16 protein-coding genes are annotated in these 14,113 nt (G+C 59.3%); 8 read left to right on the forward strand and 8 right to left on the reverse strand.

Annotation, left to right across the window (positions count from 1 at the left end; all coding sequences use genetic code 11):
* The first annotated feature begins 58 nt into the window (after positions 1–58).
* The 3 genes from AC1DPR_RS20600 to AC1DPR_RS20610 all read left to right on the forward strand — a co-directional run bounded on the left by AC1DPR_RS20600 (position 59) and on the right by AC1DPR_RS20610 (position 1,793).
* Positions 59–820, forward strand: coding sequence for a MarC family protein (locus tag AC1DPR_RS20600; RefSeq protein ID WP_477817048.1), 762 nt, complete (start codon positions 59–61; stop codon positions 818–820).
* Between the two features lie 96 nt (positions 821–916).
* Positions 917–1,378, forward strand: coding sequence for an arginase family protein (locus AC1DPR_RS20605; RefSeq protein WP_477817049.1), 462 nt, complete (start codon positions 917–919; stop codon positions 1,376–1,378).
* Positions 1,341–1,793, forward strand: coding sequence for an arginase family protein (locus AC1DPR_RS20610; RefSeq protein ID WP_169684012.1), 453 nt, complete (start codon positions 1,341–1,343; stop codon positions 1,791–1,793). The genes AC1DPR_RS20605 and AC1DPR_RS20610 overlap by 38 nt, the downstream gene beginning before the upstream one ends.
* Before the next feature lie 31 nt (positions 1,794–1,824).
* On the opposite strand, the gene AC1DPR_RS20615 is transcribed toward AC1DPR_RS20610, so the two are convergent.
* A complete protein-coding gene (locus AC1DPR_RS20615) occupies positions 1,825–4,335 on the reverse strand; it encodes a glycogen/starch/alpha-glucan phosphorylase (protein WP_113471304.1) in 2,511 nt (836 codons plus the stop codon).
* A gap of 400 nt (positions 4,336–4,735) precedes the next feature.
* Between AC1DPR_RS20615 and AC1DPR_RS20620 the strand changes: the two genes are divergently transcribed.
* On the forward strand, positions 4,736–5,053 hold the full coding sequence (locus AC1DPR_RS20620; RefSeq protein WP_018855092.1) for a DUF982 domain-containing protein: 318 nt from the start codon (positions 4,736–4,738) through the stop codon (positions 5,051–5,053).
* Positions 5,054–5,137: 84 nt separating this feature from the next.
* Here the strand turns inward: AC1DPR_RS20620 and AC1DPR_RS20625 are convergent, their stop codons facing one another.
* On the reverse strand, positions 5,138–6,127 hold the full coding sequence (locus tag AC1DPR_RS20625) for a potassium channel beta subunit family protein (protein ID WP_113471303.1): 990 nt from the start codon (positions 6,125–6,127) through the stop codon (positions 5,138–5,140).
* Between the two features lie 315 nt (positions 6,128–6,442).
* The gene (locus AC1DPR_RS20630) at positions 6,443–6,712 is read right to left on the reverse strand and encodes a hypothetical protein (RefSeq protein ID WP_018855090.1); all 270 of its coding nucleotides are present in this window, start codon (positions 6,710–6,712) and stop codon (positions 6,443–6,445) included.
* Between the two features lie 281 nt (positions 6,713–6,993).
* Between AC1DPR_RS20630 and AC1DPR_RS20635 the strand changes: the two genes are divergently transcribed.
* From AC1DPR_RS20635 to AC1DPR_RS20645, 3 genes are all read left to right on the forward strand, one after another.
* Positions 6,994–7,707, forward strand: coding sequence for an SDR family NAD(P)-dependent oxidoreductase (locus AC1DPR_RS20635; protein ID WP_018855089.1), 714 nt, complete (start codon positions 6,994–6,996; stop codon positions 7,705–7,707).
* A gap of 69 nt (positions 7,708–7,776) precedes the next feature.
* Complete coding sequence (locus AC1DPR_RS20640) at positions 7,777–8,409, forward strand: thioredoxin domain-containing protein (protein ID WP_113471302.1); 633 nt, start codon at positions 7,777–7,779, stop codon at positions 8,407–8,409.
* 31 nt (positions 8,410–8,440) lie between these two features.
* Positions 8,441–8,677 carry a tautomerase family protein gene (locus tag AC1DPR_RS20645; protein WP_018855087.1) on the forward strand — a complete coding sequence of 79 codons (237 nt, stop codon included), beginning with the start codon at positions 8,441–8,443 and terminating at the stop codon, positions 8,675–8,677.
* Positions 8,678–8,713: 36 nt separating this feature from the next.
* On the opposite strand, the gene AC1DPR_RS20650 is transcribed toward AC1DPR_RS20645, so the two are convergent.
* A complete protein-coding gene (locus AC1DPR_RS20650) occupies positions 8,714–9,382 on the reverse strand; it encodes a VOC family protein (protein WP_018855086.1) in 669 nt (222 codons plus the stop codon).
* A 157-nt stretch (positions 9,383–9,539) separates the two neighbouring features.
* Positions 9,540–10,544, reverse strand: a complete 1,005-nt coding sequence (locus AC1DPR_RS20655; RefSeq protein ID WP_113471300.1) for an SDR family NAD(P)-dependent oxidoreductase — start codon at positions 10,542–10,544, stop codon at positions 9,540–9,542.
* A gap of 100 nt (positions 10,545–10,644) precedes the next feature.
* Here AC1DPR_RS20655 and AC1DPR_RS20660 point away from each other — a divergent pair, with 100 nt between their 5' ends.
* Positions 10,645–11,583 (forward strand): AraC family transcriptional regulator, encoded by a 939-nt coding sequence (locus AC1DPR_RS20660; protein ID WP_477817050.1) that lies wholly within the window; start codon positions 10,645–10,647, stop codon positions 11,581–11,583.
* A gap of 77 nt (positions 11,584–11,660) precedes the next feature.
* On the opposite strand, the gene AC1DPR_RS20665 is transcribed toward AC1DPR_RS20660, so the two are convergent.
* From AC1DPR_RS20665 to AC1DPR_RS20675, 3 genes are read right to left on the reverse strand one after another with little or no spacing between them, the layout of a single operon-like run.
* Positions 11,661–12,650, reverse strand: coding sequence for an enoyl-CoA hydratase/isomerase family protein (locus AC1DPR_RS20665; protein ID WP_477817051.1), 990 nt, complete (start codon positions 12,648–12,650; stop codon positions 11,661–11,663).
* Between the two features lie 38 nt (positions 12,651–12,688).
* Entirely contained in the window at positions 12,689–13,159 is a 471-nt protein-coding gene (locus AC1DPR_RS20670; protein ID WP_018855082.1) for a RidA family protein, read from the reverse strand.
* Positions 13,153–13,878 (reverse strand): SDR family NAD(P)-dependent oxidoreductase, encoded by a 726-nt coding sequence (locus tag AC1DPR_RS20675; RefSeq protein WP_477817052.1) that lies wholly within the window; start codon positions 13,876–13,878, stop codon positions 13,153–13,155. Before AC1DPR_RS20675 ends, AC1DPR_RS20670 begins: the two co-directional genes overlap by 7 nt.
* Positions 13,879–14,113 lie beyond the last annotated feature (235 nt).

The following is a 14,113-nucleotide window of genomic DNA, read 5'->3' on the forward strand; positions in this document are numbered from 1 at the left end:
AATGGCGGTCGAGAACGGAAAGTGGTATGGGGCGGGATCGCAACCCGGTTCCGCTGATATGGCTGACGAACACCAGGCGACCCATACCACAAAAGCAAAGGAACCCGTGCGGCGATATCTCCTGGCGTCTGTACTGGCTATGGTTTGGGCGGTGAGCGTTCCGGTGCAATCCGTTGCGCAATCCTTGCCCCTGCCGGAGTTCCCAGAGGTGGAATTCGGCTCACGCAAGATATTCCTGATGCTTTTTTTGATGCTCGGCCCAATTAAGATACTGGTGCCATTCAAGGTCCTTGCGGGCAGCTACGAGCCCAGCGTTCGGCGACAATTAGCCACCAGAGCGATCCTGTTCTCGGCGGCGGCGCTCGCCATCGCCGGATTTCTCGGACGCACCATGCTTGAAAATCTGGAGATTTCGTTGCCGGTGCTGGCGATGACGGGCGGCATTATCTTGTTCATGGTGGCTTTGCGAACCGTTTTGCAGCCGACCGCGGACCCAATGATACGGCCAACGGAGCAGGGCCAGATGGACTTGAAATTTGCTCTGGCACCGTTGGCGTTTCCAACAATTGTGACGCCCTATGGTATAGCTGCCGTCATCGTCTTCGCTACGTTGGCGGGTGACCGGCAAGCGGAAGGCGTCACCGTGGCAGCGATCGTATTGCTGATCCTGACGCTTGACTGGCTGGCCATGATGTTTGCTGAATCCATCCTCAGATGGATCGGAACGTCATTGCAGGTTTTGGCGGTTGTGCTCGGGGTTACCCAAGCCGCTCTGGGACTGCAGATCATTCTGCATAGTCTAAGCATGATTGCTTGGTAACCGCCGCATTCTCACTAGGGAAGTTTGCACGCCTCGAATGTCCGCCCTGGCGCTCGGTGGCTTGATTACTTCAGTGGCACACGCGATGGCGAAGGAGTGTTTGCTCATACCACAGTTGACCACACCCTCAGATTACATTTGCCCCAGTGGCAAGGCGAGAACCTCGCCGAGTATTACGTCAGCTCGCGCTTGCTGTCGTGGCTTCCGCCGAGATCTCAGGGCCCCGAGGAAACAATCGACGTTTCGTCGCCTGGTGAGGCGGAACTGCCCCTGGAGGATGGAATTGTCGCTAAGAGCGCTTTGCTGCAACAAGCCCGGTCAGCGCGGTCCGCGATCGAAAAGCACGCACCGGATCGCATCCTTACAATCGGAGGCGACTGTCTCGTCGATCTGGCCCCAATCGCGTATCTCAACAAGCGATACGGTGGGGACGTCGGAGTGCTCTGGATAGATGCACATCCAGATATCCAGACGCTGAAGGACACCGGTCACGCGCACGCGCAGGTGCTCGGTATGCTCCTTGGCGAGGGCCGACCGCGATTTCGTCGGCGAGGTTGATATCCCTGTTCGACCGTCCAAGGTCATGTATGCGGGGCTGGACGAGTGGTCTGCTAATGAGCAGAAGGTCATTGATCGCCTGAACCTCCGACACACATCCTCGCGTAAGTTGTACGGCGACAGTAACGCAATCCTGAAGTGGATTGCGGACGAGGACATCAAGCAGCTTGCAGTGCATCTCGACGTCGATGCGATCCTGCCCGGCCGTTTCCCGCCAATTCTTTTCAATAAACCGGGTACTGATAAAACGTTTCTATCCGGTGTCCCCAGGGGGCGCCTGGAACCTGAGCACGTGGTGCGGCTCCTTCGGGATGTGTCTGCTGCTTGCGAAATCGTGGGGATGGCCATCACCGAATACATTTCCTGGGATGCGATCGAAACCAGAAAACTTCTGAGCCAACTCCCGCTGGTCTAGCCGGGACCGATACATCGATCCAGTCATGAGACTAAGCCGATGGCAACGGACATGGAGCTACCTCCCAGATGTCGCGGGCATATTCGGCGATCGTGCGATCGCTCGAGAACCTTCCTGAAGCCGCGATGTTCATGATCGCCTTGCGGCTCCAAGCTTCCGGATTCCGATAGAGTGATTGAAGATTGGAATCTGCATCCATGTAGGAGGTGAAATCGGCCAAATGCATGTAAGTATCTCCACCGACCAGAAGTATGTTGCGCAGCGCGTCGGTGACTGCCGGCTCATTTCGCGAGAATTCGCCTGAGAAGATCAGGTCGAGGACAGCGCGTATCTCTGGCTCGTTCTCATAGTGCCAGCCGGGGCTATACCAGCAGCGGCTGTTTGCAACTTGGTCTGCGGTCAGCCCAAACAGGAAGAAATTTTCTTCGCCCGCGGCCTCGGCCATTTCGATCGTTGCGCCGTCACGCGTGCCGATGGTCAACGCCCCGTTCATCATGAACTTCATGTTGCTCGTGCCGCTTGCCTCGTATCCCGCCATTGATATCTGGTTGGATACGTCGCTGGCAGGAATGAGCTGCTCGGCGAGTGACACGCAGTAGTCGGGCAGGAATAGTAGCCGAAGGCGACCCCGCACCAACGGATCGCGGTCGATCGTGGCGGCAAGATTGTTCAAGAACTTTATAATCAGTTTGGCAGCGTGGTAGGCAGGAGCCGCCTTTCCTGCAAAGAAGAAGGTGCGTGGCGGCATATCGAGACTAGGATTCTGCCGCAGCCGATGGTAGAGGGCGACGACTCGCAGCCCATTCAGGAGCTGTCGCTTGTATTCGTGGATGCGCTTCACCTGGCTATCGAAAATCGTGTCAGGATCAACCAGAACTCCCGCCTGCGCCTTGAGCCAATCGGCAAAACGGACTTTGGCCTTGCGTTTTGCGGTTTGGACGGCGGAAATGAACCCGCTGTCATCGGCAAGCGACCTCAGACGTTCGAGGTCCGTCGCGTTCGCTATCCAGCGGTCGCCGATAGCTTCGGAGATGCATTCGGCAAGACCCGGATTTGACAGCAATAGCCAACGGCGTGGCGTGACGCCGTTTGTCTTGTTGTTGAAACGGTCAGGATAGAGTTCTGCGAGGTCGCTCACGGTGACGTTTCGGAGCAGCTTCGAGTGTATCTCCGCGACACCGTTCGTGCTGTGGGAGCCGGCTATTGCGAGGTGAGCCATCCGCACCAGGTGATTGCCTTGCTCGACAATGGCTATACGCTCGATGCGGCCATTGTCGCCCGGCCAGCGAGTTTGCACCTCTTCCCGCAAGCGGCGATCGATTTCCAGGATGATTTCCAAGTGCCGTGGAAGCATCAACTCAAACCAGCGCACCGGCCACTTTTCCAGCGCTTCCGGGAGGAGGGTGTGGTTTGTGTAGGCAAGGGTCCTTTTCGTGAGGTCCCATGAACGCTCCCAGTCAAGTTTTGCCGTATCCAGGAGGATGTGCATGAGCTCCGCAACGGCGAGACTCGGATGGGTGTCATTGAGCTGGATAGCCACCTTCGTCGGCAGATCGTCCCAATTACTGTTGCTTTTTTGGAAGCGTCGAACCAGGTCGGCCAATGAGCACGCTACAAGGAAATATTCCTGCACGAAGCGAAGGCCCTGTCCCATGCTGGTGGAATCGTCCGGATAAAGAACACGTGTCACGGTTTCCGCTGTCAGCCGTTCGGCCAGTGCGCCAACAAAGTCACCTGCGCTGAATTCCTGGAAATCGAATACGTGGGGAGTTGCGGAAGCCCATAGCCGCAACGTGTTTATCGTTTTTCCGCCGTAGCCGACGACAGGCCTGTCGTAAGGGATTCCGAGCAAGCTTGAAGGCACGCCGGCGATCGCTCTCAGGCTTCCCCCGCGCACTTCGAACGAACATCCAAGCTCGACCGGCACGGCCAAGTGAGGTCGGGCAACTTCCCAGGGATCAGGCCTGCGCAACCAATTGTCCGGTTGTTCGCGTTGCCAGCCATCGACAATCGACTGTTTGAATATCCCGTACTCGTAGCGCAAGCCATAGCCCATTCCAGGCAATTGCATCGTCGCCATGGACTCGAGAAAGCATGCTGCCAAGCGTCCAAGACCACCATTGCCGAGCCCGGCGTCGGGCTCTTCGGAAAGCAAGGCCAATTCGTCCAGCTGATGTCTTTGAAAGAAGCGATCCGCAAGAGGGCCCAGCCCCAGGTTGACAACGTTGTTGTTAAGGGAACGACCGATCAAGAACTCCATCGAGAGATAATAGACCCGCTTGGGGTTCTCGCGATCATAGACCTCTTCTGTCTTTTCCCAGCGCTGGGAAAGAATATCCCGAACGGACCGTGCGACTGCCTCATACCGCTCGCGGTTTCCTATCTCGCTCGATGCCCGCACGTTGTCGAACAGAAGATGACGTTCGTACAACGCGTTGCTGCTGCCACTTAGCTTGAGGGGGCCGCAATCATATTGCGGGGGAATGGAGTCCGTCGCCTCCAATTCAGGAGCTTGGGCTGATGTTTCCTGGTCGTCTGCCATTCCATGCCTCCGAACCTGCCGGTCACGATCTTCGGGATTGGTTTACGAGCCATCGCAGTGCCATGCCGTCTTTCACGCGCTCAAAGGTCGAGCTAACGGTCCCGCGTGTTGCATGAAGAGGCGCTTTAGCGGGGCGGGTGCCGGGTTGATGGTGCCTGAAACCAACAGCGCAGTGAAGTATGTTACCGTAAACGACGCACGTAACGACACTGGTGAGGCTGCGGCGGCAAGCTCTAGGGCCGGGCCGCTGGGATCCAAAGTAGACATCATGATTGGCGGTCTAATTTCAAGAGTGTCGTAAAATCGTCCGGGCGACACGCCATGGCCCGTTCGAGACCATGAAAGCGCCGCGATCCGATAGGAGTCTTTGCCCGTAGCGACTCAGGGGAGGAGCACGCACATGCTTTCAAGGAGCGATTGGACCTTTGGTCTGGAAATCTGGCTGCCTGACTTTCCGCAACCCATCGATATCAAAGGAACTGGCGAAGCTTCCGCATTACTAGCTGACAAGTGGCCGGTAACCTTTGGGCCGGCATTTGAGCGTGCGCTTGCCGTTTGCGCGGCAGTTATGGAAGGGTTGCTCCCGGCAGACGATGCAAAGCTGGCCCTCATTGATGCGGCCGAAGAAGTCGGAATTTCCTGGATGGACCGGATCTATTATGTTCCCGATCGTCCGGATGGTCTGACGAAATCGCCACCTGCCGGGCAGGTTCACTAGCGCCGATGTCGGCTCAATCTTAAGCCGTCCTAGAGGCGAACGAAAAGAAGTACGTCACACGTTGCTGCCTGTGGATCCTCGCAGCTAGAACCGCTGCGCCGCCGCCGGCTTGTTTCCGGTAATTGCATCGATCCGATCGAGCACGTCGGAAGTCAACTTGTCCCTATGCGAAAGGGCCGCAAGATTGTCCTCCAATTGACTCGTGCGCGACGCGCCAAGGATGACAGTTGAGACATTCTTGTTGGCCAGACACCACAGCAGAGCAAGGTGCGTGATCGAGATCCCGATCTCGTCTGCGAGCTTCGCCAACTCGCGGACTTTCGCGATCTGGGCGCGGCCAGCGTCGCTCGATAGCTTCTCCTTCAGCCACTCGTATCCGGGAAGGTTCATTCGGCTGTCAGCCGGCACGCCGTCGTTATATTTGCCGGTGAGGACGCCTGATGCAAGCGGCGACCAGATCGTGGTTCCGAGACCGAGAAGGTCGTAGAGCGGCCGATAATCGGCTTCCACCTTCTGGCGCTCGAAGATGTTGTATTGGGGTTGCTCCATCGTCGGCGGCGTGATGCGAAGATCCCGCGCGACGGCGTAAGCCTCGGTTAACTGCTGCGCCGACCATTCCGAGGTTCCCCAGTAAAGGATCTTCCCCTGCGCCACGAGATCGTGCATCGCCCGAACGGTCTCCTCGATCGGCGTATCGATATCCGGCCGGTGGCAGAAATAGAGGTCCAGGTATTCGACCTGCAGCCGCTTGAGCGCGGCGTGGGCAGCATCGGTTACGTGCTTGCGCGACAGCCCGCGTTGCGTCGGCTTCTCCCCGCCCCAGAACACCTTGCTGGAGACGATGAAGCTATCGCGGCTCCAGCCGAGCGTCTTGAGCGCTTCGCCCATCACAAGTTCGGATTTTCCACTCTCGTAGCCTTCGGCATTGTCGAAGAAGTTCACCCCCTTGTCATAAGCGAGCTTCATTAGGCTGACCGCATCGCCGCCATCAACCTGCTTGCCAAAGGTGACCCATGATCCGAAGGAGAATTCGCTGACTTTCAGGCCCGATTTGCCGAGACGACGATATTCCATAACGAACCTCCTACGAATGTTTACAATCAGCCGAGCAGCTGTTCGTAGCGAACCTAGCCCTATCCCGCTTGGGCGCAAGGCCAAAAACGAGAACGCGGAGCCGAGCATTTCCTCAGCCTTCGGGTTCCTGCTTGCTGTCCTTAGCCAGGCAGCCGAGACTCGCCAACTGATTGGGAAGGTTTACCGCAAAGGGACGGCAGCGTTCTGTTTTGGTTCTGCAGGATCTTCACTACCGCCGATCATCCCTGAAAATGTTGTCCGGCCGCAATATGCCCTCTCTTAGGTTCGTGACGGGTGGACCCAGCGGACTTTCGTTCATCGCAAAACGCCGCCCGCAATCTTGAGGTCTTCGGTATCAAGCGCTTCGTCAAACTTATCCAAGATCGGCTGAAGCAGCGCTCCCGCATCGCTTATGCGACCCTCAGCCGCTAAGAAACGAGCCAAGTCGGTCGCGGCACGCAATTCCCAGCCGCGGGCACCCATGTTCCGGATTGTGTCGAGGGCCTGCAACAGGCACGTGTGCACCTCATCTGACGCCGACATCGACAACAACAGGTTCGCCTTTACACGCAGAAGTTCCGGCATATAGCAGAGATCGCCGTTGGCCTTGACTCTCCTCGCAAGCGCAGGCCGGGTGCTACGACCGCCGCGAAGCCGACATGCTGCGCCGCTCCCCATCTTCTGAGTGAGCTCCGACGGATCTCCGGGAGGCAGGAAGCATACGGTGATTATGCCGCTTGGCGGATGGGTGTCATCCTTCTATCGCCAATTCTCCCGAGACACGCAGACATCTAAATCAATTGCACCGACGCCGCTGGCGTTGGACGGACCGAGGGATCGGCCGTCGCAATCGAAAGGATGCAATCATGAGCAGTCATCAGAAGGTAGCCATCATCACCGGCGCGTCCCAAGGCATCGGCGAGGGCCTCGTCCGTGGATACCGGGAAAAGGGCTACAACGTCGTAGCTACCTCGCGTTCCATCAAGGCTGGTTCCGATGCCGGCGTTCACGCTGTCGCCGGCGACATTTCGAAGGTCGAGACCGCTGAGCGCGTCGTTCGCGAAGCCATTGAGCGCTTCGGCCGCATCGACACTCTCGTCAACAACGCCGGCGTGTTCACAGCCAAGCCGTTCGTCGACTTCACGCAGGAAGACTACGATCTGAACTTCGCCGTGAACGTCGCTGGCTTCTTTCATATCACGCAGCGCGCCGCAAAGGAGATGCTGAAGCAGGGATCCGGTCACATCGTCTCGATCACCACAAGCCTCGTCAACCAGCCGATCGCTGGCGTCCCCGCGGCCCTTGCTTCGCTGACGAAAGGCGGTCTGAATGCCGTCACAAAGGGACTCGCGCTTGAGTATGCCAAGACCGGGGTTCGGGTGAACGCCGTATCGCCCGGCATCATCAAGACCCCCATGCACGCCCCTGAAACGCATGAGTTCCTTTCGGCCCTGCACCCGATCGGCCACATGGGCGCGATCAGCGACATCGTGGACGCCGTTCTCTACCTCGAGAACGCCAGCTTTGTGACCGGCGAGATCCTGCACGTGGACGGCGGTCAGAACGCCGGTCGCTGGTAACACGCCTTCGGACCGAACGGCCTGACGCAAGTGCGTCAGGTCTCCCAGACGACAACGATTGGAACAACGATGGAACTGGTACTGGCCGCAGACCCGATGTGCTCGTGGTGCTATGGGTTCGGAAAGGAAATGGAACTGCTGCTCGAACGGCGCCCGGAAGCCTCTCTGCAGATCATACTTGGCGGTCTCCGCGCCGGCGCGACCGACGTTCTCGACGATGCCGGAAAGCAATTCAGGCTGCATCACTGGGCTAGGGTCGAAGAGGCAAGCGGTCTTCCGTTCAATCGTGAAGGGCTGCTGGCGAGACAAGGGTTCGTCTACGATACCGAACCGATTTGCCGCGCGGTCGTCGCCGCTCGCATCCTGCGTCCGGAAGCCAACCTTCTCAAGGTCTTCAGGGCGTTTCAGCATGCCTTCTACGTCGACGCGCTTGATACCACCGATGGCGTCGTCCTCGCAAAAGTCGGAAGCAGTGCCCTGACGACTTTGGGCCACCCCACAACTGCTGAAGAGTTCCTGGAGACGTGGAAGCGAGGCAGCACGATCGCGGAAGCGGCGACCGACTTCGCCACCGCCCGAGCAATGAGCGTTTCGAGCTTCCCGACACTTTTCGTCAGGAAGGATGCCGAGCTGGCCAGGGTTGGCTCGGGGTATGCACACGTCGACGCGCTCGAGCAGCACCTGTCGGCGCTGGGCTTCTGAAGGCAGACGGACAATTGGAAAGTACCAAACGATGCCTATTGTAAACGTGCAGGTCACTCGTGAAGGAACTGCGCCGGGCCGCCAGTCGGTTACGGAGGAAGAGAAGGCCCGCCTCATTGCGGGCGTGAGCCAGGTGCTGCTCGAGGTCCTCAACAAGCCGCTCGAATCCACTTACGTGGTGATCGAAGAAGTGGACCTCGACAACTGGGGATGGGGCGGGCTGCCGACCGCGGAATATCGAAAGCTCGCCGCCGCCAAGGGCACCTAGTCCGCTTGGGGGCGGCAAGCGCGCAGTTTGATCGTGTCAATCCGGAAGATCGGCCCCTGCTTGCTCGGCAAGCATGTATGCGGCGTACCAATCGGGCCAGTCATCGTCATGCTTGCCCCCGTTTCGCTTCTCATGCTCGCCGTGGGCAGCCGCAGCGCGCCGAAGGGCTGCTGCCAGATCGCTGCCGGAGGTGAACGTCGCGCCGTTGGCCTCTTTTCGACCCGGTAGCCTCGTCGTAATCTCCTGGAGGAGCCATCCGTTGCCGTCCGGGTCGCTAAAGGATGCGAACGATCCATAGCTGGCGCGCGAAGGGTGTGGGCCGGGCAGCCGTCCATCGGTGTTCTTGTGGTGGAAGACGCCGCCGACGTCGTGGAAGACGCCGCTCATTTCAGCACCATGTGAGGCCAGTGCCGCGTGAGCCATCTCAATGTCCGATACGATAAGATGCAGTCCCTGAGCGGAACCCGGCGCCGCGGATGTGACGTTCGATCCGAAGATCACCGAGCAGGGAGATCCCGGCGGCGTGACTTGAACGACGCGGAAGCCGTCCTTGCCGGGCACGTCGGCGTCGAGACGCCATCCAAGTCCCGTATAGAATGCCTTGGCGCGGTCGATGTCCGAAACTGGGATCACGACGACCTCCAGTTTCATGTCGGCATCCTTCACTGTCTTTGTCGCGGTCGTGCTACGCTCCTGAATGGTCATCTTGTCATCCCTCGGTAAAATTGCCGCGGGGAACTTCCCGCGACCAGGCACACGATGCGCTCGCCTCGGGGGACCGTCCATTATCCAATGGTGTCGCCGCCAACGCCCCCATTGACTCTGGCATCCAGCGGGTGAGGAACGGGAGGAGTAAGACGGTTCAAATCGACAATTGAGTGTCGGTCTCCCTCTCGCTCATCATCCAGAGGCGCTCAGCAGAAGCAGGATCTACCGCATAAGGCGCGACTTTCGACGTTCGCCGGTCCCGCCCATCGAGCGAGGTGACGATGGACCCGTCCTCGAGAAGCGCTATGTCCGAATTCGCGCAGAACACGCCCCCGAGGCCGGCGAGCTGAGGGCTGACTGCGCACCAAACATGGGTTGCCGCACCTTGCGGAATCGATTTCATGTCCCTGTCAGGATCGATGACAGGCACACCCTTCTCGTCGAGATTTCCCATTTCCTTCAGGCGTTCGGTCGAGATGTGCTTCGCCAGACCAGTCACGATACCGCCGGGGTGTAACGAGAACGCGCGGATCCCGAAGTCGCGCCCTCGGCGATCAAGTTCGACAGCAAAGAGGATGTTGGCTGTCTTCGACTGTCCGTACGCGCTCCAGCCATCATATGGGCGGCGCTCGAAATTGAAGTCGTCCCAGACGATGTCGGAAAAGCGGTGACCCATTGAGGAGACCGAAACGACGCGCGCGCCTCTAGCTCGAACCAATGCAGGCCACAGGCGGAGCGTGAGCTGAAAATGACCGAGGTGGTTGGTCGAGAACTGCAGCTCGTTGCCTCGGGAGTCGCGGCTCAGTTCCGGCAGCGCCATGATGCCCGCGCTGTTGACGAGAATGTGCAACGGAAGCCCCGACCGGACGATGTCACAGCTAAAGGCGTCGATCGAGGCTGGATCGGTGAGGTCAATCGGCCGGACTTCGATCCCGCCACCAATCTCCGCGATAGCACGTCGCGCGCGATCTACGTCTCGCGCCGGGACGATCACCCGGGCTCCAGCCGACGCCAGCGTCCGCGCGGCTTCTAGCCCAAGGCCCGCATAGCCGCCTGTCACGATCGCCAACTTTCCGGTGAGGTCGATACCGGCGATGATGTCGAGCGTCGTGCTGGAGGCATGGAAGCCGGATCCGAGTGGCGTCTGCGTCGTAGGCATTTGGTGAGTTCCTTTCGGTGACTGTTCGCCCTTGGATATGCTCTCCGATTGCCGTACTTTGAATATTCAGAAGTTCCAGTTTCTTTCGCCAAAGTTCAAAATGACACGCGATCCGCTATCACATACCCTCAAGGTCTTTGACGCTCGTACGATCTATGCCGGCGGCTTTATTGGTGGCGGCGACTGGGCCATCCGTTTCGAACCACCGCGCAAGATCAAGTTCTTCGTTGTCGGTCGCGGGCACTGTTTCCTTGCCCTTGACGGCACAGTCGCAAGATTCCGGCTCAAGGCCGGCGACATCTTCATCTTGACGCGTGACGTCGGGTTTGTGGTCGCGAGCGATCTGGCGCTTGCTCCGCAGCCGGCGGCCGAGATCTTCAGGGGCGCCGGGAAGTCCATCATTCCAGTCGGGCAGGGCGACGACTTCCTGCTTCTCGGAGGTCATATCGATACACACCATGTCGGCGGACGCCTGATGATCGAAAGCCTGCCGGATTTTGTTCATCTTCCGGCGGCCGAAAGTGGAGCGAGCCGACTTGGAGCATTGATCGGCGAACTCGTCGAAGAGGCGGCAGGCGGCGCTCCAGGGGCCGGAATGGCGTGTTCAAGTCTAGCCCATTTGCTGCTCATCCAGATCCTACGTCGGCACCTTTCATCAGGAGACCAGGTTCGTCCCGGCTGGCTTCGCGCCGCCTGCGATCCAAAACTCGCCCCAGCGCTCAACCTCATGCACGGCGACATTGCCCGTTCCTGGACGCTTCCTGAACTCGCCCGTGCGGCGGGAATGTCTCGGACGGCTTTCGCGGTTCACTTTCGTAATGTGACCGGACGCCCGCCGCTCAACTATCTGACTGAATGGCGAATGCTCCAGGCCGAACGCGCGCTTCGCCAGGAGGGCAGTTCTATCGCCAGGGTTGCGGCCTCAGTCGGATATGGTTCCGAGGCGGCCTTCAGCACCGCTTTCAAGCGTGTGATGGGCGTATCGCCTCGACGTGGAGGCCGACTTTATCTCGTCGAGGAAGCGGCGCACGCTTCCTGATTTTGTTTGCCCGTGCTCGCACGAATCATGTGAGGTGTCCGTGCGATTTGCCATGGACTGTACGGACACTTGTTTACCTATTTGTCGGCCAAAGTCCCTGTGTAGTGGCCAAGTCTGGCCTCGATGTCCGGATTGGTCTGCAGGCCCATGTCCATCAGCTTGCCAATGTTCTTCTGTGCGACCGGGCGTTGTACGGAGGTGATGAACGCGTCCCACCCGGCACCGATCTCGGGGTTGGACGGCAGGCTTGCATAGTCGACGAGACGTTTGGTGTCGGCAATCGCCTGCCGGTCGAAGCCGGAGATGCGAGTGGCGAGGGCGTCTACGAACGGGTCAAGCTTGTCGTCGGGGAACGACCGGTTGACGTAACCGTACTCCTCGGCGAGATCGCCATTGATGTCGTCGGAGCCGAGCAGAACCTCAAGCGCTCGGCCCCGGCCCATCAGACGGGGAAGCCGGGCCATAGGACCACCACCGGGTACGAAGCCTGCGCCGACCTCCCATTGGGAAAGGATTGCCTTCTCCCGGCTCGCAAAGCGCATGTCGCTGGCCAGCGCAAGTTCGCTACCGACCCCCGTTGCGCGTCCGCGTATCAGTGCGATCGACACCACTGGCGCCTTGCTGATGCGAACCAGCATGTCCGGAAGCGGATGAAGTCCCGTCGTCCCTGATGGCAGGCTGGTGGATTCGGAAAGCTTGGGCGTGAAGTTGTAGTGGGTCAGGAAAAAGCCCGGCACCGCACTGTCGAAGACAACGACGCGCAAATCGGGATCCGAGTCGATCTCGGCGACGACCTTCTCCATCTGCGGAATGGTCTCCGGCCCGAAGATGTTGAAGGGTGGGTTGTCGAACGTCACCCGCCAGTACGCCGGGGTTCTTTTGTCGACCTTGATCTGTGTCTGCTCGCTTGCAGGCTGAGCTTGCTCGCCCGCCGGACGGGCCGTCTTTTCGGCGACGCCCGCCTGGCCGGAAAGCGCAAGGGCGGGCAGCATCAGAAGGGCGGTGGCCGTCAGAAACTTCGACGAGACAATGACGACGTTCCTCGCATCCGTTGGCTTGATCTTCATGACTTACTCCATCGTTCAGATTGGAAGAGAAAGGTTTGCTAGGGCTCGATCTCGAAAACGAGTTCGACTTCGACCGGCATGCCGAGTGGTATGCTGGCGACGCCGAGGACGATACGCGGTGGGACCCGATCCGCTCCGAAGACATCGAGCAGCAGTTCCGAGGCGCCGTCGGCGACCTTCGGATGTTCCCGGAAATCTCCCGGCGTAGCGATGTAGACGCCGAGCTTGGCGATGCGACGAATGAGATCCAGCGATCCGAGCTGCGCCTTGGCAGCGGCAAGACCGCTGAGGCAGGCCGTCCGCGCCGCGTCATAACCTTCGAGGACAGACAATTCCTCGCCGACGCGCCCATGATAAACCGGATCGTGTCCAACCACTGGCAACATGCCGCTGAGGAATAACAGGGTGTCGCACTGGACAGCTTCGACGTAGGCGCCGAATGGGGTGGGCGGAGGAGGCAAGGCAATGGCCAGTTCCTCCAGTCGCGCTTCTGGGCCGCGGGCTACCATTTGCCGAGATGTGCGCCGTTGTCGACGTGCAGCACCTCCCCGGTGATATTTGCGGACTCCGTCAGATAGACGACGCCGTCGACGATCTCCTGCACCGCGGTGATCGTTCCCATCGGCGACAGCGATTTCAAAAAGTCCTTCGGGTTGGACGCATGAAGCGGCGTGTCGACGACGCCTGGCGACACTGCGTTGACGCGAATATTGTCTGCCGCAAATTCCAGCGCGAGGCTTTTGGTTATCGCGTTGAGTCCACCCTTTGTGACCATCGGCAATGACGCGTTCACGCCCGCGATCGGGTGATCCGTAAGGGACGACGTGATGGTGACGATGCTTCCGCCAGACTTCTGGCGAAGCATCTGCCTGATCGCGTGATTGGTGAAAAGGATGAAGCCTTCCACGTTGGTCGCGGAGAGTTTCCGGAAATCGTCGACGGTGTATTCTAGGAAGGGCTTCGTAAAAAAGATTCCGGCGTTGTTGACGAGGGCGTCGACGGATCCGAAGCGGTCGATTGCCCGCTGCGCGACCCGTTCGGCGGTGTCGGGATCGCTGACGTCGCCGTCGACGAGTTCCAGACGGTCGCTGCGGTCGAATGGCGTCGTCTCGCTGATGCGTCTCGAGGTTCCCACGACGTTGTAGCCCCTGTCGAGGAAGGTCTGCACGATGCCGGCTCCGATCCCTTGCGAGGCACCGGTTACCACCACTGTCTTCTGCACACTCATGTATGCCTCCGTTTTGATGCAAAGAGCCATTCGCCTGCCGTGGGGGCAGGTCGGCTTGTTTCGAAATTGATGCGCTGATGCCGGCCGTGCCGGGAACGAAGGCGCTTACGCCCTGCGTTCTCCGCAACCATCGCGCCGATTTCCTCGAGGCGCTATTGTACCAAGGTGTTCCCGATACTTTGGGATCGATTGGCGCGCGTAGACACTAAGGTGCAATGGACCGCAACGAGCACCG

The organism is Rhizobium sp. 01T417, assembly GCF_056398905.1.